General features: G+C 50.1%; 23 protein-coding genes. 2 read left to right on the forward strand and 21 right to left on the reverse strand.

Going from position 1 to position 24,708, the window contains the following annotated elements; all coding sequences use genetic code 11:
- Positions 1-292 precede the first annotated feature (292 nt).
- The 10 genes from ACZ481_RS20785 to ACZ481_RS20830 form a co-directional block, all read right to left on the reverse strand.
- Positions 293-979, reverse strand: a complete 687-nt coding sequence (locus ACZ481_RS20785; protein WP_464767241.1) for a CpsD/CapB family tyrosine-protein kinase — start codon at positions 977-979, stop codon at positions 293-295.
- 21 nt (positions 980-1,000) lie between these two features.
- Positions 1,001-2,461, reverse strand: a complete 1,461-nt coding sequence (locus ACZ481_RS20790; RefSeq protein ID WP_464767242.1) for a GumC family protein — start codon at positions 2,459-2,461, stop codon at positions 1,001-1,003.
- Positions 2,462-2,491: 30 nt separating this feature from the next.
- Positions 2,492-3,124 (reverse strand): polysaccharide biosynthesis/export family protein, encoded by a 633-nt coding sequence (locus tag ACZ481_RS20795; RefSeq protein ID WP_464767243.1) that lies wholly within the window; start codon positions 3,122-3,124, stop codon positions 2,492-2,494.
- Between the two features lie 343 nt (positions 3,125-3,467).
- A complete protein-coding gene (locus tag ACZ481_RS20800; protein WP_464767244.1) occupies positions 3,468-3,674 on the reverse strand; it encodes a hypothetical protein in 207 nt (68 codons plus the stop codon).
- A 174-nt stretch (positions 3,675-3,848) separates the two neighbouring features.
- Positions 3,849-4,532: a helix-turn-helix transcriptional regulator gene (locus ACZ481_RS20805; RefSeq protein ID WP_464767245.1), complete on the reverse strand. Its 684-nt coding sequence runs from the start codon at positions 4,530-4,532 to the stop codon at positions 3,849-3,851.
- 190 nt (positions 4,533-4,722) lie between these two features.
- Positions 4,723-4,989, reverse strand: a complete 267-nt coding sequence (locus ACZ481_RS20810; RefSeq protein ID WP_464767246.1) for a hypothetical protein — start codon at positions 4,987-4,989, stop codon at positions 4,723-4,725.
- Between the two features lie 404 nt (positions 4,990-5,393).
- Complete coding sequence (locus tag ACZ481_RS20815; protein WP_464767247.1) at positions 5,394-6,185, reverse strand: GAF domain-containing protein; 792 nt, start codon at positions 6,183-6,185, stop codon at positions 5,394-5,396.
- 147 nt (positions 6,186-6,332) lie between these two features.
- Positions 6,333-7,817, reverse strand: a complete 1,485-nt coding sequence (locus tag ACZ481_RS20820; protein ID WP_464767248.1) for a glucose-6-phosphate isomerase — start codon at positions 7,815-7,817, stop codon at positions 6,333-6,335.
- A 76-nt stretch (positions 7,818-7,893) separates the two neighbouring features.
- Complete coding sequence (galU, locus tag ACZ481_RS20825; RefSeq protein WP_464767249.1) at positions 7,894-8,808, reverse strand: UTP--glucose-1-phosphate uridylyltransferase GalU; 915 nt, start codon at positions 8,806-8,808, stop codon at positions 7,894-7,896.
- Positions 8,809-8,821: 13 nt separating this feature from the next.
- On the reverse strand, positions 8,822-10,183 hold the full coding sequence (locus ACZ481_RS20830) for a phosphohexomutase domain-containing protein (RefSeq protein ID WP_464767250.1): 1,362 nt from the start codon (positions 10,181-10,183) through the stop codon (positions 8,822-8,824).
- Between the two features lie 206 nt (positions 10,184-10,389).
- On the opposite strand from ACZ481_RS20830, the gene ACZ481_RS20835 reads away from it, so the two are divergent.
- Positions 10,390-10,728 (forward strand): hypothetical protein, encoded by a 339-nt coding sequence (locus ACZ481_RS20835; RefSeq protein WP_464767251.1) that lies wholly within the window; start codon positions 10,390-10,392, stop codon positions 10,726-10,728.
- A gap of 99 nt (positions 10,729-10,827) precedes the next feature.
- On the opposite strand, the gene ACZ481_RS20840 is transcribed toward ACZ481_RS20835, so the two are convergent.
- Positions 10,828-12,210: a mannose-1-phosphate guanylyltransferase/mannose-6-phosphate isomerase gene (locus tag ACZ481_RS20840; RefSeq protein ID WP_464767252.1), complete on the reverse strand. Its 1,383-nt coding sequence runs from the start codon at positions 12,208-12,210 to the stop codon at positions 10,828-10,830.
- Positions 12,211-12,418: 208 nt separating this feature from the next.
- Between ACZ481_RS20840 and ACZ481_RS20845 the strand changes: the two genes are divergently transcribed.
- Entirely contained in the window at positions 12,419-13,081 is a 663-nt protein-coding gene (locus ACZ481_RS20845; RefSeq protein WP_464767253.1) for a hypothetical protein, read from the forward strand.
- Between the two features lie 207 nt (positions 13,082-13,288).
- Here the strand turns inward: ACZ481_RS20845 and ACZ481_RS20850 are convergent, their stop codons facing one another.
- The 10 genes from ACZ481_RS20850 to ACZ481_RS20895 all read right to left on the reverse strand — a co-directional run bounded on the left by ACZ481_RS20850 (position 13,289) and on the right by ACZ481_RS20895 (position 24,560).
- Entirely contained in the window at positions 13,289-14,317 is a 1,029-nt protein-coding gene (locus ACZ481_RS20850) for a CgeB family protein (RefSeq protein ID WP_464767254.1), read from the reverse strand.
- Between the two features lie 63 nt (positions 14,318-14,380).
- On the reverse strand, positions 14,381-15,403 hold the full coding sequence (waaC, locus tag ACZ481_RS20855; protein WP_464767255.1) for a lipopolysaccharide heptosyltransferase I: 1,023 nt from the start codon (positions 15,401-15,403) through the stop codon (positions 14,381-14,383).
- 19 nt (positions 15,404-15,422) lie between these two features.
- A complete protein-coding gene (gene rfaE2 / locus ACZ481_RS20860; protein WP_464767256.1) occupies positions 15,423-15,896 on the reverse strand; it encodes a D-glycero-beta-D-manno-heptose 1-phosphate adenylyltransferase in 474 nt (157 codons plus the stop codon).
- Positions 15,893-16,891, reverse strand: coding sequence for a bifunctional heptose 7-phosphate kinase/heptose 1-phosphate adenyltransferase (locus tag ACZ481_RS20865; protein ID WP_464767257.1), 999 nt, complete (start codon positions 16,889-16,891; stop codon positions 15,893-15,895). The genes rfaE2 and ACZ481_RS20865 overlap by 4 nt, the downstream gene beginning before the upstream one ends.
- Before the next feature lie 20 nt (positions 16,892-16,911).
- Positions 16,912-18,291, reverse strand: a complete 1,380-nt coding sequence (locus tag ACZ481_RS20870) for an LPS-assembly protein LptD (RefSeq protein WP_464767258.1) — start codon at positions 18,289-18,291, stop codon at positions 16,912-16,914.
- Between the two features lie 150 nt (positions 18,292-18,441).
- Complete coding sequence (locus ACZ481_RS20875; RefSeq protein ID WP_464767259.1) at positions 18,442-19,371, reverse strand: hypothetical protein; 930 nt, start codon at positions 19,369-19,371, stop codon at positions 18,442-18,444.
- 135 nt (positions 19,372-19,506) lie between these two features.
- Complete coding sequence (locus ACZ481_RS20880; protein WP_464767260.1) at positions 19,507-20,724, reverse strand: S-layer homology domain-containing protein; 1,218 nt, start codon at positions 20,722-20,724, stop codon at positions 19,507-19,509.
- Between the two features lie 330 nt (positions 20,725-21,054).
- Positions 21,055-22,272: a porin gene (locus ACZ481_RS20885; protein WP_464767261.1), complete on the reverse strand. Its 1,218-nt coding sequence runs from the start codon at positions 22,270-22,272 to the stop codon at positions 21,055-21,057.
- Between the two features lie 341 nt (positions 22,273-22,613).
- Positions 22,614-23,840 carry an S-layer homology domain-containing protein gene (locus tag ACZ481_RS20890; protein ID WP_464767262.1) on the reverse strand — a complete coding sequence of 409 codons (1,227 nt, stop codon included), beginning with the start codon at positions 23,838-23,840 and terminating at the stop codon, positions 22,614-22,616.
- A gap of 306 nt (positions 23,841-24,146) precedes the next feature.
- Positions 24,147-24,560: a RuvC family protein gene (locus ACZ481_RS20895; RefSeq protein WP_464767263.1), complete on the reverse strand. Its 414-nt coding sequence runs from the start codon at positions 24,558-24,560 to the stop codon at positions 24,147-24,149.
- Between the last annotated feature and the right edge of the window lie 148 nt (positions 24,561-24,708).

The following is a 24,708-nucleotide window of genomic DNA, read 5'->3' on the forward strand; positions in this document are numbered from 1 at the left end:
AGCTTCTACACCGCGCTCCTCAAACCCCCGTCTCTCCTTCCCCAACTTCTCCCGAGCAGCCCGATAGGAGGACAAAATCTTCTCTATAAGCCTTATAATCTACTCAGATGTACGCTCCTGAATCTGCAGCAAAGCCAAAGCTTCCTGTAACAGCCCCTTCTTCACCTACTTTAGATTAACCTCTCAAACCGGAGGTACAAGGCAACAAACGGCACCAAGGCAACAATAGCCGCATCAATTAACGCCAGGCACAGCGACACCATTCTCCGTCGCATAAGACCACTCCTCAGTCTTACTTAGCCTTTTTCTCATTCCCATAATAATAGTAATAATACGCGTGCTCCTCTTCAATCTCAACCTTATTCAAAATAACCCCCAGGATATGACCATTCGCTTTCAGCAACAGTTCCTTAGCTTTTTGCGCCATCTCCGGCCTGACATCCCCCGCCCCCAACACCAACAAAATGCCGTCGACACTGGCTGCTAAGACACAGGCATCAGTAACTGCCACTGTGGGCGGCGCATCAATAATCACAATATCGGCCAGCCCTTTCAGGCCGTCAATGATGTCCCGCATCTTGGCCGAGCCCAGCAATTCTGAGGGATTAGGCGGTATGGGCCCGCTGGTCAGCACCTGCAGGTTATCAATGCCGGTATCCTGAATCAAATCAGCTACCGGCCGGTCTTCGACGAGGATGTTGGTTACCCCCCGGTTCCGCTTACCGAAAATCTTGTGCTGAACCGGCTTGCGCAGGTCACAGTCGACGATAATCACCTTTTTGCCTGCCTGCGCCATAGCCACCGCCGTATTGGCCGTTGTCGTCGACTTGCCCTCACCGGGTCCGGCGCTGGTAAACATAATAACCCGCAGGTCACCGTCGACCTTGGCAAACTGAATATTGGTTCTCATCGTCCGGTAGGCCTCGGCAATCGGCGACTTCGCGTCCTCCTGGACAATGAGCTGTCGTTTCTGAGCCATAATTCACCTCTCCCTAAGAAATTAGGCCTTATGGCCGGTCTTGGTTTTTAGAAGTTCTGTAATCCGATTAACCCAACTGGCATTGCGGGACGAGGTGTCACTGTCAAAGTCGGGGATGCTGCCAATGACCGGCAGGTCCAGATACTGCTTGACATCCTCGGCGGTGCGGATGGTTTTATTAATATACTCGGTAAAGAAGGCAATGCCTGTCCCCGCAAACAGCCCCAGAATAGCGGCAATGACAACATTAAGCACCTTCTTCGGTTTAATCGGGTTCTCCGGCGCAATCGCTGTGTCAATGATCTGTACGTCGGTCGGCTCCATGACCTCGCTGATCCGGGCTTCTTCATAGCGTTTGGCCAACATGATGTAGATTTCCTGCGCCACATTGGCGTCACGCGCCACTCTAACCAAGCCTTGTTCTTTAGACGGTAATTTTACAATCTCCTGACTGTCCTCCGCCATTATTTGATCAATTGCCTGCTTTTGCGCAGTAGCGGCAGCTATGTCCACCTGCGCCTGGATTTCCGTCTGCAACAGGCCCTGGTGAATCGGGTTGACCGATGACGCTTCCGCGTTGACAACCCGGGCAATCTCATCATTTAGTTTTGCCTTGGTTTCAGCAATGGCGGCCTGCACAGCTACGACTTTAGGATGTTTCTCCGTGTAATTGGGGGTAAGGCTTACTAATTCAATTTCTAAGTCAGTTAGTTTGGCTTTGTACTGCTGAATCAAGAGATTGTCAGCAAAAGCGCCCGGATGCTGGTTGCCAAGCTGCTGCCGGGCACTCACGAGCTTGGCCTGGGCCGCTGCCAGCGCCACCCGGTTTTCGGCCGCGACTTTATCAATACCGGCCAGTTTAGTCAGCAAAGCCTTGGCTTCTTCCGAAGGGTCTACAATTTTCTGTTCTTGCTTATATTTTTCCAACAGTGATTCCGCTTGCTCCAACTCTTTTTTCGATTCCTGTATTCTTTGGCCAATAAAGTCTTTTACTACCGATTGTTCCGCCCTGATAAGAGTGGTCAGGCGATTAAGAAAGACTTCCACAAGTGTATCGGCAACAAGCTGTGCTTCTTCCGGTGAATCGGCCTGTACTTTTATATTCAGAATTTCTGTATCTTTGACAGGCTGAGTGGTAATTTTCTTAAGCATTTCTTCATAAGTAGGTATATCTTTTTTATCAGTCTGGGTTTTATCAATGACTTCCTGCACTACCGTCCTGCTTTTGAGAATTTCCGCATAAGTAGACATTAATTGTTTGGTTCCCATAGGATTACCGGTAGGTAAATCGGCTAGCAGCGAGCTGCCCAGCCCCTTGGGCTGTTTGACCCTAAGCGTTGTCTCGCCCTCGTAGGTGGGGGGAATGATAAAACTAATCAGTGCTGCAGCAATAACAAATCCAAGAAAGATACCCAGAATTAGTTTTCTTTTCTTTTTTATGGTCTTGATGATATCTCTAAGATCCAGTGTGGTTTCGTCCACTGCGATACCTCCAAATTCAGTTTGGCATAATTAATTGTTGCGCGTCTCACTAATTTGATAAGTGGCCGAAATCCACGGCAGGATATCTCTGGCAAAATCAATCTTATTACTTTTCGTCAGATAAACAATATCACCATCATGTAAGGGAATATTCTGCGACATGTCGCCTTTCTCTATCAGATTAAGCAGATTTACCTTTAAAGGCTTATCTGTCTGATCCTGGCGGATGACATACACCTTCTTCTTGGCAGCATATTTAGTATAACTACCGGCCATGCCAATGGCATCAATCAGGTTATGCTGTTTCTCAATTTCATACATGCCTGGTTTAAACACTTCACCTAGCACATACACACGGGTTGTCCTGAACTTGGCCACATTGACACTGACAACCGGATTTTTCAGGTACTGGCTTAGTTTCGTTGTAATCACGCTGGTCAGTTCACCCGCAGTCATGCCGCCGGCCTGCAGCTCTCCGGCCAGGGGGATAGCAATTTTGCCGTCAGGCCTGATGGGCAGTTCTTCCATTTTCATTTCCTCAAAACCCCAGACCTGGATGGCCAGTACATCTCCTGGGCCCAATTGATAAGCCTGGGCGGAAATGGGCAGCGGCAGGGTCATAATTAAAAATAAAAGAATTAATACGGTTACCGGTCGTCGCATTGTCTCCTCCTTGGCGCCTTTAAATAATTTAATTGAGTCGGTTTCTCACTTCTTTTGTTAGTATTTGACGTTTTACCAGTAAATCCTGCCATTAATGTGTACATAATACGTTTGTTGAAAATGAAAAAGCAACCAAGATGCAGCATCCAGTTGCTTACAGACCGCTGGTTTGTACTGAAACTTACTGGAATACGCTAATCAGCTTACTATAAAAAATTGCAACTCACTCAGCTATATAATTATAAAAAGAGCATATGGGAACTTTAAGTTAATACCACAGAAAGATTGAAAATTCCTTTGCAAACCACAAAAATTTACAATTTTTCTTTCGCCAAATTATGGATTATTTCAACGTTTTACGACATTTAACAGCAAAAGCGACATACTCCTGTAATACTTCTGCCACTTCTCTTGCCTGCTCGGCACTCAGGTCGTTTAGCTTTACCGTCCCTATCGCCTCCTTGATGATACTGTCAATTTGATACTGAACATATCCCAGATTGTTAAGCTGGTTGAGCAAACTCTTGATTTCCCGGTTCTCCGGCATCACTCATCAAACCTCCCCATTATGAATTTAATTACAACATAAGGCCTTCTGTTTACGTTTGTCCTATCTTTCTAGGACTTTATGCCTACTGATGTTTATTATAATCGATTTTTTCCAATCCAGATACTGGTAAAGATAAGATTTTAAGAAATCTTTATATTCAATAAGACTGATTAGTTACAGTCTTTTGCCAATAATTCCAAGCTCCCAGGCCTTAATCAAGGCCTGAGCCCGGTTGTGGACCTCAAGTTTTGCAAATAAGTGATTGATATGGGTTTTGACAGTGCTGAGTTCGACCCTTAGCTCCTGGGCGATTTCCTGGTTAGATAAGCCTGACGCCATCCGTGTCAGCACGGTTGCCTCCCGCCCGGTAAGGGACGGCAGTTCATAAACCGGACTGACCGGCCCTGTTTTTATTCTTACAGTATCGGCCTTGTGTTCTAAAATAATGGCCGCCATGCGCCCAAACCGTTTCAATATGGTGGAGTCCGCTGCTGATAAAACACGGCCGGTGGCTGGGAAACCCACGCCCCAAACGGCAATAACGCTATAGTCCGCATATAGCGGCATGCCCACAACGGAACGAACCTTGTCCCAGCCGTCGGAGCAGTCCCGGGCCCGTCCCGGCCACGCTTGAATATCCTGTATGGATAAGGCGCGGCCTGTTTTCCAGACAGTGCCGGCCAGTGACGGCTCATCGCGATTATGCTTTGCCCCCTGCCAGCGTTCGTAGAAACCGGTACCATATGTTAATTCCAGTTCTGCCTGTTTGTAATTGATGGTATAAATAAAACCGTGAGGGGTGTTTGCCAGCCTGCAGCCGATATGAACAATTGTCTGGTATATGTCCTGCAAATTCACGCATTACCTCCCTCTTCAAGGTTGATGATAACGCCGCCTACTGCCAACAGTCCGGCAGTGGTTATGTAGTACAAAAGCCGGCAAGCAAATACAGGACTTTATTCCTATTGCTTTATTATAAAGAATAGCAAATAAAAAAACCTCAACCATTAGGTGGAGGTTTGTATAAAAATTCTATTTTTTCTAGATTTTAACTCATCGGCAGCAGCCCGCCCTTTATCCTGTTCATAAAACCGAGCCACCAGGGAACTGTCGTTGCCGCCCGCTTGCGGCTTTTTTGCGTGAGGGCAATGTAATCTTCCATGGCTGTCATCAGAATAAGGTATTGGTCGGGTGACAGCTTATTGCTATTAAATGGGCCAAGCAAATCACAGCTTATTTTATTGATCAGATAAGGACCATATCCCAGTTTCATCAATTGCTGCTTGAGGGATTCAAGGTAATCGGTGTTCTCCATTCTATCCCGCCCCCGTCATCCTTACGGGCAATCGGCTGCACTCCCAGCAACGATCGATTGCCTCTTTATATTTTAATTGTAGTAAAATTGCGAAGATTAGACAACATCTTTTATACTACAATATCCCGCACAAACCTCTAGGAAGTGTTACGGAAAACCAATATTCGACGCGATACAGACTATTTTTCTGCTTCCTGTCGAAAAAATATCAGTCTCTATACAATCCGTTTAATTCGAATCAGGACTTTTCACTGATAGTTTATTTTATTATAGAATATAAAGCTTGCAAATTCTTCCACCTTGAGATGGATTTTTGTTTATATTTCCCTGCAACCAGTATGTAAAAAGATGATTCCACAATCACACTCTTTTCAAGATCCCTACGACAGACTCACTGCTTCCGCTCAGCAGGTATTAATCAGGCCAAGCTGCCAGGCCTTCATTAACGCCTGGGTCCGGCTGCGTACCTCCAGCTTGTCAAACAAATGATGGGCATGGGTTTTCACCGTACTAACCTCAACCCGCATATCCCGGGCAATCTCCTGGTTGGACATCCCGTTTGCCAGCCGGACCAGAACAGCCTGTTCCCGGTCCGTGAGCGCAGGCACATGCTGCCTTGGCCTGCACCGGGCAGCCTCCGTCTCGACTTGCTGCCGGTGGAGGTCACTATGCAGCCTGGCGTTATGGAGCGACACAGCGGCCAGGGCGGCAAACCGGCCCAGCAAATCGGCTTCGCAGTCGGTGAGCGCCCTGGTTTTGGTGGAAAAACCCAGGCCAATCACGGCAATTACATCAGCATCCACTCGCAGCGGGATACCTAAAACAGAATGTACGGCATCCCAGCCATGAGGGCGGTCAGTAGCCCGCGCCGGCCATTGCTGAATATTCTCAACCAGTAAAGGCCGGCCTGTTTTCCAGACAGTGCTGGAAACCGACGGTTCTTCCTTTTTCCGGTCCACGCCGTGGTAGTATTGATAAATGCCAGTGCCGTATGTAAGCTCAAGTTTTTCCCTTTGGTCATTTACCACATACAGAAATCCGTGCTGTGTTCTAGTTAACTCACACCCCAGGTGAACAATGGTTTGGTACATTGCCTGCAAATTTAGATTTTTCGCCAGCAGGATGGCAATGTGATACATTGCATCGATCCCGGCTGCCGCCACATTACCAGCAAAAGCATCGGCTTCTCCTGCCATCCTACGTCATCCCTCTTTCCCAACATGCTAACATCAGGTCTACATGCCAAACCACTCCGCCGGGGAGTGGGTGCGGGGTGCTGTTATTCCTGTTCCTGTCAAAAAAAAAAATTCACTCCCGGGAGTGAATTTTTCAACAGGCCTTGTTTATTTAGCTGTCTTCATTGCTTTCAGCATTGGCCCCAGCAGCCGCTTATAGGCTTCTACCCCCGGCTGGTCAAAGGCATCCACATCAGCCAGTTCTCCCTCGTAGGCCACAGATAAGGCCAGCAGGTACAGAAGTTCCCCCAGATGGAAGGCATTCAGGCGCGGCAATACAAAATTGGCATTAAAGCGGTTATCCCGGATCAGCGCCGTCGCATTGGCCTCGCGGGCCGCATCCAGGGCCTGGCTCAGCCTGAGGCCCGCGATATCGGTCAGGCTGGGTGCCGCCGGAAAGCAGTCAGGAATGACGATATCCTCCGGCCACCGACCAACCTGTACAAACTGCACCACCTTGTCCCGTTTGCCGTCCTGGTGCAGCTGAGTCTGGGCATGCATATCGGTCGTCCCGACGGCGACAACCGGCGTTCGGCCGTAGTATATTTCCTGACCGGACCGGTTGGTGCGTTTGCCCAAGGATTCAGCCAACAGCTGGATATACCACTCGGCCACCGCCTTAAGGTGATCGCCATAGGGCATAAAGACCTCGATCTGCCGACCATAGTTGGCCGCCGCCAGGTATTTGAGAGCGGCGTTCAGCAGTGCCGGGTTATGCCGGAGGTCCTCGCTGTGGCAGGCCTCATCCATCGACCGGGCCCCGGCCAAAAAGGCGTCAATATCAAAGCCGGTGCAGGCGGCGGTAATAAGGCCTACCTCGGAAAATACACTAAACCGCCCGCCCACGCCGTCCGGCACCCGGAACACCGGCCAGCCCTCGGCCCGGGCCAGACGGTGCAGCAGCGTCGCCTGCGGCCCCTCGGCCGGGTCGGTGACTGCCACCACCTCGACGGCAATGGCTGGGGCCGCCCGCCGCAGAGCGTCATAGACCACCATAAAGGTTGACATCGTATCCAGGGTCGCGCCTGATTTGGAGATAACCACAAGCGTAACCCGGTACACACCGTCGCCGGCCCCCCCCTGGCAGGCCTTGGTTTTCGCCTCATAGACAATCTGTTCCATTAGCTCGGCCGTCCGGCGGGGATCAATGTTATTGCCGCTGAAATACAGCTTCGGATAGCCCTGCCGCGCCTCCCGGCCCTTGCTGTTCCAGAACTCGCCGCACTGGATATCGAACAACACCCGGTTGCCGAGATAGGAGCCGCCGATGCCGAAGGAGATGACTGCATCCACCCGGTGGCGGAGGGACTGGCCGAAGGCCTTGAGCCTGGCAATGGAGGCAGGGGTGTTGAGGTTGCCGTCCCGGACATAGGGCAGCTGGGTAAACAGCACCTTCTCCGGCCGGCCGTCTTTGGACAGATGCCCGCGCACCTCACCGGTGGCCCGCAGCTCTTCCACCGCCTGGTGAGCCGCCCGCAGGCGGCCCGCTAAGGCGCTGATGTCGGCTGCGGTAACCCGGCCCTCGCCATAAAGATTGGTATAATCGAAGGTAAAACCTAATGGTAATGAAATTACGGTCTTAAGTTCAGCCATGCCTTCATCTCCTCCTATTTCCTATTCGAAAATACCTGGTGTCATTTATCGAAGTTTCAGCTTTGCTGAAACGAGTTCACTTTTCATTATTGGCCGCCGCTGCATCTTTGCCCAGCTGGCCGACAGTCCGCAGCAGGTACTGCAGAAATTTATCCCGCAGGTCCGGCCGTTTCAAGGCATACTCCACGGTTGCCTCCAGATACCCCTGCTTGTCGCCGATATCATAACGGCGGCCTTCAAACTGGTAGGCATAGACCGGCTTGAAAGCGGCCAGTCGCCGCAGGGCATCGGTGAGTTGAATCTCCCCGCCCCGCCCGGGTGGCGTCTCTTCCAGCAGATAAAAAATCTCCGGCTCAATGATATACCTGCCCAGCACGGCCAGCCGCGAGGGCGCTTCTTCCACGGCGGGTTTCTCGATCAGGTCAACGGCCCGCCAGACCTTGTCCTTCACCAGTTCCGGTTTCACGACACCATAACTGGATACTTTATCCTTCGGGACTTCCTGGACCCCCAGTATCGAACCCTGGTAGGCGTCATAGGCATCCATCAGTTGCCGCAGGCAGGGGACATTGGCATCAATAATGTCGTCCCCCAGGAGAACGGCAAACGGCTCATTGCCGACAAACTGCTTGGCGCACAGGACAGCGTGCCCCAGCCCCTTGGCCTCTTTCTGCCGTATATAGTGGATTGTCACCTCGGACAACTCTTCAACCAGTCCCAGCAGGTCGGTTTTGCCCTGGGCCTTGAGGGTCAGCTCCAGCTCAATGGCCCGGTCAAAATGGTCTTCAATGGCCCGCTTGTTGCGGCCGGTAATGATTAGGATCTCTTCAATGCCGGACTGGATGGCCTCTTCGATAATAAACTGGATGGCCGGTTTATCGACAATCGGCAGCATTTCCTTGGGCTGGGCCTTGGTGGCCGGTAAAAACCGGGTGCCAAGGCCGGCGGCCGGGATAATGGCCTTCTTGATTTTTTGATGGGATTTCGTCATACCTTTCCTCCCTCTAGGCTCGTATTATTGCCAGCAGTTCCGCCGTCTTCGCTTCCATCAGCCTGCGGTCGCACCGGGACTCGACATTCAGCCTGAGCACCGGCTCAGTGTTGGACATCCTGACGTTAAACCGCCACTGTTCATATTCCACACTCAGCCCGTCAACCCGTTCCACCTTCAGCGCCCCCGGCACATATTGCTCCTCAATCCTGGCGATGACGGCCCGGGCATCGGCGACCGTGCTGTTAATCTCGCCGCTGACGGGATAGCAGGCGGTCCGTTCACGTAGCAGCTCCGACAGCGGTTTCTCCTCGCGGCACATAATCTCCAGCACCAGCAGCCAGGGGATCATGCCGCTGTCGCAATAGGAGAACTCCTTAAAATAGTGATGGGCCGACATCTCCCCGCCGTAGACGGCATCTTCCCGGCGCATCCGTTCCTTGATGAAGGCATGGCCGCTTTTGGACAGTACGGGAATGCCGCCGGCCTTCTCCACCAGCTCAATCGTGTTCCAGGTCAGACGCGGGTCATAAATGATCTTGGCCCCGGCATAACGCCGGAGGAAGGCCTGGGCCAAAAAGCCGACAAGGTAATAGCCTTCAATAAAGTCACCCTGTTCATCAAACAGGAAGCAACGGTCGAAATCACCGTCCCAGGCAATGCCGATGGCGGCGCCGTGCTCCCGCACCACCCTGGCGGTAGCCTCACGGTTTTCCACCAGCAGAGGGTTCGGCACGCCGTTGGGGAAGGTGCCATCAGGTTCATGATTGACTTTGATCAGCTCGAACGGCAAAAACGGCTCCAGAGCGTCAATAACCGCCCCGGCCGCGCCGTTGCCGGCATTGACAACAACCTTCAGCGGCTTAAGCACCGGCCGGTCAATATAAGTCAGGAGATGGGCCACATAGTCCGGCATAATATTCGCATAAGCAACCTGTCCGGGAGCAATATCCGGGCTGACAGGCGGAAACGTGCCGGTCACAACCTGCTCCTCAATCTCTTTCAAGCCGCTGTCGGCACTGATCGGCCGCGATTCGGCCCGCACCAGCTTCATGCCGTTATAGTCCTGCGGGTTATGGCTGGCGGTGATCATAATGCCGCCGCTCAGCTTGAGGTGGAAGGTGGCAAAATAGATCTGTTCCGTCCCGCACATGCCAATATCGACAACATCGCAACCGGCTTCTGTCAGGCCCCGTACCAGGGCGTTCCGGAAAGACGGACCGGAGAGTCTGATGTCATGGCCGACCGCCACCTTGGCGGCTTTAAAAATATCGACATAGGCCCGTCCAATCCGGTAGGCCATCTCTTCGTTCAGTTCATCAGGTACCCTGCCCCTGATATCATAGGCCTTGAACGCATCCCGTTTAATCTCCATACATCCACGCTCCTTTTTTCCAACTATATACTATATACTACATCCACAAAAAATATTCCTGTATAGGAAGATGTTGACAGGAATATTTTTGGACCGGACTGACTGGCAGGCGCTTTTCCGCTGCTAATAGCTGCTTGTCTATCGGACCGATAAGGGTTAGAATAATAGTAAGATAAAATATTTGGGAAGATGATGTGAAAAGAAACATGGAGACAAAGGAACAGCTCAATCAGCTGCAGGCCATGATGGAGCAGTTGGTCAAAACGGTCGGACACAACAATGCTGTAACCGAGGAGCTCGTCGGCCGGATGGACAGAATGGAAGTCAGGTTTGACAGGCTGGAGGAAAAAGTTGATAAGCTTGACGTCAGGTTAGGTATGCTCGAGACCAAGGTGGGCGCTCTGGAAGCCCAAACGGCAAGCGGTTTTGCCGACATCGTCCAGATGGTTACCGTCCTCGGTCAGAAGGTTGACAAAATGGATGCTGCCCAGCTTCTGCACACGGAAATGGGTGCGCAAGCTGGCCGCCGACTATGTCCAGCATGAAGCGGAAATTTTATTGCTGAAACGGGCCAGATAACGATTTCAAGATTGTCTCTACTGACAAAAAATCCTGGCAGTCTAGGGCTGCCAGGATTTTTATGTTTAAGTCCGTCCGTATACATCATCAAAGCGGACAATATCATCTTCGCCCAGATAGCTGCCGTTCTGGACCTCAATGATTTCCAGCGGCAGCTTGCCCGGATTCGCCAGGCGGTGTTTGGTGGAAGCCGGGATATAGACACTCTCATTGACATGGACCATCTGCTCCTGCTCGCCGATGGTTACCTTGGCCGTGCCGCCGATGACAATCCAGTGCTCGCTGCGGTGATAGTGGAGCTGCAAACTCAGCTGCTGGCCGGGGGTAACGACAATCTTTTTCATTTTGTAGCCCGGTCCTTCGCCGAGCACCGTATACCGGCCCCAGGGCCGGTACATGGTTGTGTGTTCATCAACCTCCCGCCGCCCCCGGTTTCTGAGTTCGCTGACCACATCCTTGACCTTCTGGGACTCGCCCCGTTTGGCGACAACAATAACGTCATCGGTTTCCACCACCAGCACATCCTCCAGGCCGATGCCGGCAATCAGCCGGTTGCGGCCCAGCATGAGCGTATTGTTGCAATCGATGGGTAGGCAGTCGCCATCCAGGGCGTTGCCGTCCTGATCTTTGCCCAGCACATCATAGATGGCATCCCAGGAGCCGATATCATTCCAGTAGGCGGTCAGGGGCGCCATAACTACCCGGGCCGACTTCTCGGCCACCGCATAATCGATGGAGATATTGGGCATGGCGGCAAACTGGTCGACAACCGCCGGCAGCGGCGCCGACGCCAGCTGATAAATGGCCGGTGCATACCGCTCGAACTCTTCCATAATGCAGCCGGCGGTAAAGGCAAACATCCCCGAATTCCAATAGTAGTTGCCTGCCGCCAGATAGGCGGCCGCTGTGTCTTTATCCGGTTTCTCCCGGAAGGAGACGACTTCATAACCGGGGCCGCAGCTGTCGCCGGCCTGGATATAGCCATACCCGGTCTCCGGCTTATCCGGTTTAATGCCAAAGGTCACCACCTTATTCAGCGCCGCTAATTCCACAGCCTGACGCACATTCCCGGCAAAGGTCTCAACCGGATGGATAATATGGTCGGCAGGGGTGACAAACAGGACCTCCCCGCCGGCGCTGCCGAGCTCATCCAGGCAAAAGCGGACGGCCAAAGCAATGGCCGGGGCCGTATTCCGGGCCACCGGCTCCAGCAGGATATGGGCCTCACCGGCCCCGCAGGCTGCCAGCTCGGTTTTTACATGATGCATATATTCCTGATTAGTTACAACAACAATGTCTGCAGCTTTGACCAGTGGCAAAAACCGTTTTACCGTTTGCGTAAGCAGTGAATCGGTGTTGCCAAGCTTTAAAAACTGTTTAGGCAGGCAGGTGCGTGATAAGGGAAACAGGCGCGTGCCGCCACCGCCAGCCAGAATGATAAGTTTCATGCGTTTACTCCCTTGTTTGAAAATACTCTCTGTACTATATCATATTACAATCAAAATAAAACCTCTAGAAAAATCACTCTTTATTTATTACACTTTTTAAAATAACTTGTATCCTCAGCTAAAATCAAGTACTATATTGATTAGAATAATATTATTATATTTAATAATATTAACTGGAATTTGTTTATGTGATTGGAAGGAGTACTTTATGTTGCATTCAAAAAATCGAATTTTATGGAAAATTACCCCCGCAACCGGACTGAATCTGGCTGTTATGCTGGTTATGCTTTGCTTCAGTTGGCTGCTGCCGGCAAACTACGGCGAGGAAAATGGCCCGGTAGAATACCTTCAGCTTGTGGTTTTGGGAATAGCGGCCCTCGTCAGCTTTCGCTCCTTATTCGAACCTCGCTTGCTGCCTAAACGACGTCAGCTGATTGCACTGGCGGGAGTTTTCCTGCTGGTGGCTATTGCCCGGGAACTGAGTTGGGGCCGGGTTTTTTATATGGACAGCTCAGGCTATATCCCGCCGTTAAAAGCCCTTTGGTACGGCCCTGCCGTTTATCCGGTACTGAGCATACTTATTATCAGTTCCCTGTTTTATCTGTGTAGTAGAGGACTGCATTGTGAGCTAGCGACCTGGTTAAAACAGGATAGCCTACCGCTGCTTGATCTAGTTCTCGTTCTGACCGGTATGCTTGTGGCCACTGCCATTGAACACCATAGCGCCGGCTTATTGGGCAGTAGAACTGAGCTGTTCGAAGAATTATTTGAATTAGCAGCCTATTGCTCGGTACTGACTTTTATGCTCAATATCGTATATAATAGCAGTTTCCTACCGGCAGAATCAAAAAAATTGATAAAATTTAGCTAAGCCTAATAGCAGTTTGTGATAGCGCAACTCACAATTGGCGATGCCAACCAATGTCAGAAATCACGAATTGCAATATATATAGACAGGAAAGCAGGTTCGTAAATTTTTTTTAAAAATATATTTTTAATACGACTAATATTTATAGGGATGAACGGAATTGACTACATAATTGTTACCCTGAAAAAGTCTCCCATTCAGGCACTCCTTTTAATTTTGAACCTGCTTTAAAATATGTGCAATGGTAATCAATGTTGAATATTTGTTTTCAACATACTTGCAGCCTTGGTTGGCAATATCTTTTCTTTCATGGTCGCATTTAAGATAATAATCAATTTTTTCTATTAGTTCCCGGGGGTTATGATAAACTGCTAAATGTTCATCAATTTTAAAAAACTTCGCCATATCCTTTCTGGCATCAACTAATTGAAAAGCCCCACAAGCCAAAATTTCAAAAGTGCGTGGGTTGATACCTGTATGTTCGGGGATATGAATATTCAAACATATCTTAGAGCGTTTATAAATTGATGCAACTATATTGGGTTCCACTTTTCTGTTTTCAATAAAATGCTGCAGGGGATCAATTTTTTTTATATATTTCTGTTTTTTCCACCAATATTTATCACTCCAGTAATGCCCATAGACAACAAGTTTCCAGCCGCATTTTTTTGCCTGAACGGCAACTTCATGCAACAGGGCAATACGATTAGGCGTATTACCCCCAACAAAAAAGATGTCAATATCCTGTTCCACCGGGTCAGACTGACCATAGAACCGGGGATCATAGCCAACCGGTATATATGAACAAGCCAGTGAAAACTTAGTGGCGATATATTCCTGATCATTAGGCTCAAAAGAGAAGATTCTGTCATAAAATTTCAATTTGGGTTCATTTTCAGGCAATCGCACAATGCTATCTATTAAGTACAGGATTAGCTTAACATTCTGCTGTTTCAGCACCGCCATTGTTTCATCAAAAATCCATTCACCGTTAATAATTAAGCAAAGATCAGGTTGATAGCTTTGAAAACGCTCAATCAATTTTTTATTCCATTCCCGGTGATACTGTTTTTTAAATGAGCTAACTCCCAGTTTACTGAGTTTTTTTTCCAAATAAGTACAATTCTTATAAAAACTAATCCAGGCCTCTTCAATAGCATCGTGTCCCAACTGCTGCAAGGCCCAGGTTACACTTGACGTATAGTTAAAATAATCAGGTCCAATCACCAATACTCGCATAGGCTTTCCCCTTCCACCACGCGCTTGTTAGCCATGTTGAAAACTGCTAGAAGAAATAGTAACTTACCTAATCAAATTCATCAGCGATTCATATACAAGCTCAGGCTTGATATCAGCCAGGCAATCCAGCTCTTTGGGGCATTTACGCTGCCAGCAGCCTGTACAGGCGTGGCTGGTGGTAAGAACGACATGGCCGTGCCCGCAGGGGCCGTTGCGGTGAGGATCAGTGGGCCCGAACAAGGCCATTACCGGTGTGCCTATAGCCGCAGCCAAATGCATCGGTCCCGTATCACCAGCCACCACCGCCCGGGCATTCTTGATCAGGGCGGCCAGCTGTTTAAGGGAGGTTTTGCCTGTTAAATCAAGCGGCGGCACCGCACTCTGGCCATGAATGGCCTGCATTGCGTTTTGATCGGCACTACTACCAACAAAAACCGGAACCAGGCCGCCGGCAAACAACTTGCCGGCCAGGGTGGCAAAATGGCCGGCCGGCCAACATTTGTTCGGCCAATTGGTGCCGGGAATCAGGACAACATAGGGGTTGTTGCTGCCGAGGCCGGCCTGGCGGGCGATGGCCCCGGCCTGGGCGAACTCGGCGGCGGTAATATTGATGATAAATTCCGGTTCTGCTGCCTGACAGCCTAACGCTCTGGCAACATCCAGATAACGCTCGACAATATGGCCCTGATGGTTGGGGCCGCAGATCCTTTTCCCAATCCAGTCGCTGTGCTCGCGGGCATCGCAATACACCAGCCGCTCCGCCGCCCTGCTCAGCCCGGAGATGGCCGCACTCTTAAATAACCCCTGCAGATCCAGGGCCAGATCAAACCGGTGCGCTCTTAGCCCCCTGATAAACGCCGGGGCATAACGATACAGACCGGCCAGTGATTTACACCGTTTTTTTTCAAAAACAAGGATTTCGTCAATACAGGGGTTATTTGTCAGCACATCATAGGCCGGCGGCTCAACCACCCAGGTAATCCTTACCTGGGGGAAACACTGCTTCAGTGCTGTCGCCACCGGCAGGGCATGGATAACATCACCGATGGCACTCAGTTTCACAACCAGAATATTTTTGTAAGTCAAGGGATTGCCTCCAGTCTCCTCAGGGCTGCCGGCCGCTGATCTTCCTGATGATATTGCTGGAGGACCGGCCGGCCACTTCCGGAATCAGCACAATGCGGCCGCCGCAGGCTTCGACAATCTGGCCTTCGGGCAGGTCTTTGACGCTATAATCGCCGCCTTTGGCATAGATGGCAGGCTGCACCGCCGCGACAAGGTTCCCGGCTGTTGCCTCCGGAAAAATAACCACATAATCGACGGCCCGCAGCGCCGCCAGCACCTCGGCCCGGTCCTGCTGGGCATTAACCGGCCGGGTCGGTCCTTTCAGAGTGCGGACCGATTCGTCGCTGTTGAGGCCGACGATCAGGCAGTCGCCCAAGGCCCGCGCTTCATTCAGGTAACGGACATGACCGGCATGGAGGATGTCAAAACAACCGTTGGTCAAAACAATAGTTTTGCCGGCGGCTTTTAGTTGGGCGGCCAGGGTGCCAATCTCAGCATAAGCAACAATAGTCATAACCCTTGCTCCCCGATGGCCCGCTTTAGTTCAACCGGGGTTGCCGTGGCGGTGCCGGGTTTGCGGACAACAACACCGGCTGCCAGGTTGGCCAGGCAGGCGGCGTCATAGTGAGCGGCACCGGCCGCCAGTGCCAGCATCATGGTAACCACGACCGTATCCCCGGCCCCGGTAACATCATAAACCTCGCTTTTATTGCTGACAGCAATATGGAAAACCGGACCGGACCGTTCAAACAGGGTCATGCCGTCAGGCCCCTGGGTAATTAATACGGCCTCCGCCTGCAAGCGGTCCAGCAGGGTCCGTCCCGCCTGGAGTAAGGCTTCCGGCTCCCGCAGGTCAAGCCCCAGCGCACTGGCCGCCTCCGACTCGTTCTGCTTGACAAGCCGGATGCCCTTATAATTCATAACGCCATAGCGGGAATCAACCATTGCCGGTATATTAGCCTGGTTGCAAGCGGCAATAACCGCTTCCCGGACCGCCGGGGAAACGGAGAAACTGCCGTAGTCGCTGATGACTACGGCATCCATCTCCCTGACATGCCTGGCAATATAGGCCAGCAGGGCTTCTTCCACCGCCGGTTTCAGGGCCTGTTTGCACTCCCGGTCAATCCTGACAATCTGCTGACGGACGGTGGCCTGACCGCCGGCCATTACTCTTGTTTTGGTAATGGTCGGGCGGCTGGTATCAGTAATAAAGCCCCCTGTATCGACACCCTTACCGTTTAATACCTGGGCAAGCTGTAAGCCGGCACTATCCTCGCCGATAACGCCAACGGCAACAACCGCCCCGCCCAGGGTGGCGGCATTATGGACGGCATTAGCCGCCCCGCCGGGAACGACCGTTTCCCCGGCATGCTCAAGAATGAGGACAGGCGCCTCCCGGGATATGCGGGAGATCTTGCCCTCCAGATAGATATCGGCAACCATGTCGCCGATAATCATGATTTTTTTATTTTGCCATTCCTCAACCAGTGTAAGCAGTGTGCGGGACACAGTGTAGTCTCCTTCCGGTATTAAAACTTAATTGTACTAATATCTAGCTTAATCTGATCCCGTTTGGCCCGGTAAGTGACTTTCGCTTCCCAGCAGTGCAGGTTGCGGTACCAAACGTAGTCCACATCGGCCAGGCGGTCTTCATCCATATCATAGCTTTGCTCGATGCTGATCGTATTCATACGGTCAATCTTATAGGCAAAGCCGGCGACAAGCTCACGGTTGATCTCATCGGTATCATACTCAAACAGCTTGGGATTATTCTGGTTATAGTGATACCCGGCCCAGGTGGAGAACCGCTCCGACCACTGCTTGTCAATGGTGGCGTCATATTTAAAATTGGTGGTGGTCGAGTGATCATAGCTTTCCCGCACATGCTGCAGGCCGGCTCCCAGATACAGGTTGCTCGAGCTGCTGAGCTTTATCGGCTCATGGCTGAAGTACAGGCTGTAATCCTGATGCCAGCTTGATTTGTCGTCATCCGACCACTTGCCGTAAATCGCGGTAAACGTATAGTGGACCGGCCAGGAGCCTAATTGGTTGGGATAATAGGAAAACTTAAACTCCGGTTCTTTTTTTATCCAGTTGCTGTCACTATCCCGGAAATGGCCATAGGTCAAATCCAGAGAAAAGTTTTTCTCCCGCTGAATGAAGCCGGCGCTGGGTTTAAAGTCAGCCTGGCTGTAATAGTCCAGATTCGCATACGCCGACAGTTTATCGTCAAAGGGATACTCAATATGCTGCTTGATCGACAGGCCATCATCATTATCATAGCCAATCCGGGGAAAAGCCATGCTGTCTTCTCCTGGTTTCAGCGACTGCCGGTACTTGGGCATGGAAAAGATGACCGTATTGCCGATCCAGAATTTTGCGTTATAGGCAACCATTTGGTCGCCGGGCCAGATCTCAATCTTATCGGCACTGATATGATAATCCGGCACTTCGGCCGGACAGTGGGTTGCCGACCCCTGGCTGACGACATACTGATCAGGCTGCAGGCTGATCTTGTCCCCGGCCACGAATTTATGGCCGATTTTGCCTTTGATTGCTTCCATGCTGCCGGTCTTAAGCTTGTAGTTGTAGACGGTGCGGCTGCCGGACAATACCGCATCAGGCTGGGAAAAATGGGCCTGATCATGGATCCAGATCTCATTGCGCTTGGTATTGCCGTTGATTTGCTCAGCTTCCACCCGCTGCCCTTCATTGGTAATGACTACCTGGCCTTTGGCCAGGATATCACCTGTTTCCTCACTAAACGTCAGTTCCTCGGCTTCAATGGTAATCGGGACCTGACTGGCGGTGGCCGGCTGAGCGGCAGCCACCCGGACCGGGCCTGCCGGTGCCCCGAAGACAATCATGAAAGCCATGAGTCCCAGAATAAGTTTTCTATTATTAGGCATAGCGCTTAATTTCTCCTGTCTGAAATAATGAAAGAAAAAAGGGTACTCTCCCGGTTTAATTCTACAGATTGCTGCATTTTCCTTCATTATGCGCCTAGTAATATGTAGAAAAGCCGCAGTTATGCGGCTTTTCGGGCTGGTTTTTACCGTTTATTTAACTCTGATACCATAAACTTCAGCATCCTCTTTCGTCTGGATATACATCTGGCTGCCAATCGGGATCTCCACATCTTTGCCACTGATAAAAGCACCGCCAATAATCCCCACCGGTCCGAGAATGACCATGCCGGCCACACTGGCACCGGCCGCTTTGGCCATGGACTTGGTCTCTTCTTTGGCCTTGTCGCCTAAGAATGTATTCACACTGCTGCCGTCAATGGCCCCTACTGTATCAAAGCTAATCTCCAGTTTGGCATCACGGCCAAAGTTTTTGGCCTGCCGCACTTCTGTTATTTTGCCTGTGCCAATAGCCCCTTGGGGCAATACCAGCACCCCGCCGATAAATACATCTTCCGCAATCCCTAACGCTACAGAATCACCGACCCGGCTTTGCTTGCTGTTTAACTTGGACAGGGTTTTAACCTTAACCAGGGTATCTTTAACAAGGATAGCAGGCACAATCTCCAGGTTCCCATCGGTATAAGCAAGGTTGAGCAATGCATCCAGGCGGGCATCAAGGGAACCGGCGCCCGGGGTGCCGTTCATCGTCGTTTCCAGTTTTTCAATTCTGGTCTGGATCGGACTGTCGCTTATACGGTGGGTAAGCGTCCACTCAACAGCGTTGAGCTTAATAAGCAAGGAGGGGGTATGCTCATTGGCCTCAAAGAGATAGGTATAAATCTGCTCTACCCGCGGCAGTACGGCATCACTGGTTTCATGTCCATAAAGGTCCTGTTCCACTTTCGTGACCCGGTCCAGCAAGGAACCGGTTTGCGCAGCCCCATATATGCTTTTTTCGGCAATTGCCAGTTTGCCGATAACGGTGAGTTCGCCTGCTGCCTGCGCCGCCGCCGGAACGGCCAGCCCAGAAACAATCAGCATAACAAGGGTAACTAGTGCCACTATTTTCTGTTTGATCATGCCGGTTGTCCTCCCTAATTTGTTGATATAGATTGAATTCGTCATAATAAATCAATATCCTGCCTGTAATCAGGCAGGATATGTCATTTATGGTAAATAAAAAGGCCTGCCGGCATCGCCAGCAGGCCCGGGAGCTTAGAAGAAGAATTCTACCTGTGCTCTGTAGTATTTAGTGTTTTTATCTTTATTAGCGGTAGTAGTGCCGTCAAGATCCGTATAGGAGGAGGTCATCAGGATGTTTTTGGCCGGTGTGTAGTTAAAGCCGATTTCATAGCCTTTACCTTCGCCAATTGCTGAAGTAAGGTAGTCCTGATCAAAGACAGGAGCCATATAGGTGTAGGGATTTAACTCCCGGTAATGGGCATAAACACCGTACGAGCCTGATTTCGCTCTGTTTGCGCCTTTATAGTTAAGCTGCACATAGTAGGAATCGTTCTTGTCTTCATCTTCTTTTGCATAGGCGCCGACAAGTTTAACGTCTTTCAGTAATTGATAATCAAGGCTTAATTCATAAATATTTCGATCGGTGTCGTCATTGTGGAAATAAGCACCGCGAACATTGGTTTTATCAGTAAGAGCATAGCCTAAATTCAATAAATACAAGGTGTCATTCTTATTTTCAGACAGGGCAGTGGTAATAGAGGAAGTAGGATCATGCTTGAACGCGCCAAGATCCACTTTCAGCTTATTGCCGAAGCTGACGAGAGCGCCGTCAACCTGATCATCCAGGACTAAAGCCGAAAGGTAGCTGTAGCGGCCTACCGTTACAGTGGCGTCGCCGACTTTACCGCTGACATTGGCAATGTTAATCACGGTATCGCCATCATTGCCGCCAGTCCGCAATTTTTGGACATTCTGCACACGGGCATTGTAGCTCCAGTCGTTGTTAATCTTGCCATTGATCATTAAGCGGGTACGCAGATTTTGGCTCATATCAGTGGTGCCGTTAAAATCATTGTTTTCATATCGGGCCCGGATAATGCCGGTAATTTTTGTATTATCAACTTTTTTCTCAAGCGCATCCACCCGCACGCCCAGGGTGTTCAGTTCCTCGGCAAATTCGGTCTGCAGGGCAGCCAGTTCCTTTTTGATTTCCGCATCGGCTTTGTCGCTGTTAGCAAGGGCTTTGCCGACAATAGTGGCCATTTCATAGCGGGTGAGAGTTCTGTCACCTCTGTAGGTACCGTCGCCATAACCGGAAATGATGCCGGCCTGAGCCAGCTTGCTTACTGAGTCATAGGCCCAGTGTTTTGCGGGAACGTCGGTAAAGGGGTTTACCGGAGCCGCCAGGGCGGTGCCGGCTACGCTCAGGGCGAATACGGCCGCCAGAGCCAGGGCTGTTTGTTTTTTCATGTGTGTGCCTCCTTAGGTTATTAAAGTTTGGTTTTACGATAAGCGCCTAAGAAGGTAAACTGAGTATCCATGTTTCCTCATAATTCCCCTTGCTAGGTGATGCTTATATCTTGGCGCCTTGCGGCGGAAAGACCGGGTGCATATATATACTGGTTTTTTGGCACAATATTCTTGTGGATACAATATATTCTACATTTAGACATTAATTCCTGCTGCATTTTTCCTAATTTGACGATTTTTTTACAAAGGAAAAATATAAACAGGATTACTTCGCATAGGCTGAAAAAAACCTATTTAAAGTAATCCTGCTTAAGTTGACTTAGAACGAGTTTAGAAGTAGAAGTCTAATTTTGTCATGATGTACTCAGCTGTTTCCCGACTGTCAGCGGAGCCTTCCAGGTCGTTATAGGTGGCGATCCATCTAATATTTTTTGCAGGTATATAGCCGAAACCAATTTCATAGCCTTTACCGTCTTTTGTAACTGTTTCATAATCTAAAGTTGAGGAAATAATAGTGTTTTCTTCGAGGTCACGGTAGATAACCCAGGCGCCAAAGCTCTTAGCGGCGCTACGGTTAGCACCTTTGTAGGAAAGCCGGGCAAGGTAGCCTTTGTTAGCGTCATCGGCATCGCTCTTCAGATAGATACCGGCCAGGTTAACTTGAGGCGTCAGCTTATAATCCAGACCTACTTCATAGAGATCAGACGAATCATTACTGCTGGCCTCAGGCTCCAAATGGAAGTAAGCGCCTTTGAATTTCAGTTTCTTACTGAAGCCATAGCCGAGATTGGCAATGTATATATCGTCTTTTGTAGTCCCAATATAGTTCTGTCTGGCGGCAATGAGATCAACTTTAAGCTTGTCGCCGAAGCTGGCCTGTACGCCGTCAATCGTGTCATCAAGGGCAATACCGTAGGCAGGGGCTACGTCAAAACGGCCAACGGTTACGTCAAGAGCGCCAATCGGGCCATTGACATATGCCCAGTTAAGTTTAGTACTATCATCGTTGCCGCCAGTCTTCAGATCCTGCGTATTTTCCAGGCGGCCAACATAGGTCCAGTCATTATTGATGGCGCCTTGGAATTTTAAGCGGGTACGGAGCTGTGTGGTTTTTTTGCTCGTGGATACGTCGTCAACCGACGTCTTATCCTGATTTTCATATCTTACACGAGCTTCCCCGGTGATTTTTACATTGTCAACCTTCTTTTCCAGGTTGTCGACACGAACACCGAGTTGGTTGAGTTCGGCAGCAAATTCCGTCTGCAGGGCGTCCAGTTCTTTTTTGGTTTCGGCATCGGCTTTATCACTGTTAGCGAGGGCCTTGCCGACAATAGTGGCCATTTCATACCGGGTGAGGGTTCTGTCCCCTCTGTAGGTGCCGTCGCCATAACCGGAGATAATACCGGCTTGAGCCAGCTTGCTTACCGAGTCATAGGCCCAGTGTGTTGCGGGAACGTCCACGAAGGGGTTAGCAGGAGCCGCCAGAGCGGTGCCGGCTATGCTCAGGGCGAATACGGCCGCCAGAGCTAAGGCTGTTTGTTTTTTCATGTTTGTTTTCCTCCTTAAGTTTTAACTTTTTTATAGGCACACTTAAAGAGAGAATCTGAGTGTCCTTGTTTCCTCAACATTCTCTTGATCAAGAGTGCTATATCTTAACGCCTCACGGCGGAAAGACCCCACTTAGCGTATGAATGATTACGCTTTATTCTTAGGCATGAAAAATATTCTACATCCGAAAATCAATTCCTGCCTATTTTTTCCTCCTTAACATAACCTTAATACAGCTTTAACAATTCACTTAAAACTCGCATAGGAAATAAAAAAAGGATTACTTCGCATAGGTCGAAAACCTATTTGAAGCAATCCTTTTTAGTTACCTTAGATGGGTTTTAGAAGTAGAACTCTACTTTTGTCAGGAAGTACTCAGCTTTATCCTGGCTGATAGTAGAACCTTCCAGATCGGTATAGCTGGTGGTCCATTTTGAATTTTTCATTGGTACATAGCTGAAACCAACTTCATAACCTTTGCCGTCAGTTGCAACTGTGCCATAATCCAATGTCGTGGAAATCAAAGTGTTAGCTTCGAGGTCACGGTAGTTGACCCAGGCACCAAAGCTCTTAACTGCTGTACGGTCAGCGCCTTTGTAGGAAATCTGGCCAAAGTAGCCTTTGTCATCGTTATCGGCATCACTCTTCAGGTAGGCACCGGCCAGGTTAACATGAGGAGTCAGCTGATAATCCAGACCTACTTCATAAAGGTCTACCTTATCGTTGCTGCTGGACTCAGGCTTCAGGTGGAAGTAAGCACCGTTGAAGTTCAGTTTATCACTGAAACCATAACCCAGGTTGGCAATATATAAATCGTCTCTTTCGGAAGTTATCACTGAATAGTCATCTTGTGCTCTGCCGGCAATAAGATCAACCCTAAGTTTATTGCCGAAGCTGGCCTGTACGCCGTCAATCGTGTCGTCAAGAGCAATACCGTAAGCAGGAGTTACATCAAAGCGGCCAAGGGTCAGGTCAACGGCACCGATCGGGCCATTCACATAAGCCCAGTTAAGTTTAGTATCGCCCTCATTACCGCCAGTTTTTAAGTTCTGGGTATTTTCAAAACGGCCAACATAGGTCCAGTCATCATTGATAGCGCCTTGTACTTTTAAACGGGTACGGAGTTGTAAGGGTTTGTTTTCTGAGGATACGCCACCAATTTTGAAGTCTTGGTCTTCGTATCTTAAACGAACTTCACCGTTGATTTTTACATTGTCAACTTTCTTTTCCAGGTTGTCGACACGAACGCCGAGGTTGTTGAGTTCGGCAGCAAACTCAGTTTTCAGGGCATCCAGTTCTTTTTGGGTTTCAGCATCGGCTTTTTCGCTGTTGGCAAGGGCTTTGCCGACAATCGTGGCCATTTCGTAACGGGTCAGGGTTCTGTCCCCTCTGTAGGTGCCGTCGCCATAACCGGAAACGATGCCGGCTCTAGCCAGCTTGCTTACCGAGTCATAGGCCCAGTGATTTGCGGGAACGTCCACGAAGGGGTTGGCAGGAGCGGCCAGGGCGGTACCGGCAACGCTCAGGGAGAATACGGCGGCCAAAGCCAGGGCAGTTTGTCTTTTCATTGTTGTTTCCTCCTTAGGTATTTGTTTTTTTTTGCCGGTCATTGTACCTAAAGAAGAACGCATTGAGTGTCCATGTTTCCTCAAAATCTCTTCTTTCGGCGCCTGCCGGCATATCTCTCTATATCTTAACACCGGCATGAAAATACCGGCAGTAAGACCTGAATTTAGCTCGATATGTATTATTTACCTATCTTGCTGATAATACATATTCTACACGGGGGAATATATTCCTGCTTGGTTTGTAAAAAAAATTACAAGCAGGCTATAGTTTCTTGTCATAAAGTTAAAAAAATGGTTGCCAACAGGTTATAACTCCCGAAAATACCGTTCGGCCAGGATAAGGGCCACAAAGTCATCTACCGGTACCGGCGGCACCAGCATGCCGGTTGGCAGCAGGCGTTTCAGGCCCCGGGGCGGATGGCTGCGCCAGTACCGCACCCGGGCTTCATCAGTGGAGCGGTATTCATTGACAGGGATGATGGTCAGGCTGTGGCCCCTCACGGTGATTGCCGCCAGGGTATTCCGGGCCGCCCGGGTTGTCGTGCCGTCGCCGATAAGGACAGTTGTCAGGTTATGGGCCGCCGCCAGGGTGGCCACGGCAGCCGCGAGGTCGGCCGTGGCAATAATGGTTTTATCGATCAGCCCCTCTTTTTTGTGGACGACGGCCAGGCCGCATTTCTCCCGGCCCGGGTCGATTGCCAAAACGAGGTCCGCAGGCACTAAGCATCCCTCCATAACTATATGCGTTTGCCCTGTCTATGTTTCCTGCTGTAATAATAATATCACATTCCGGCGGCAAATAAAAATAATTGCGCCGGGGTCAGGCCTCACACTTTTCACTTTAAGAAAGTAGAAAGTGTGAGGCCTG

It is taken from the genome of Sporomusa intestinalis (assembly GCF_055383785.1).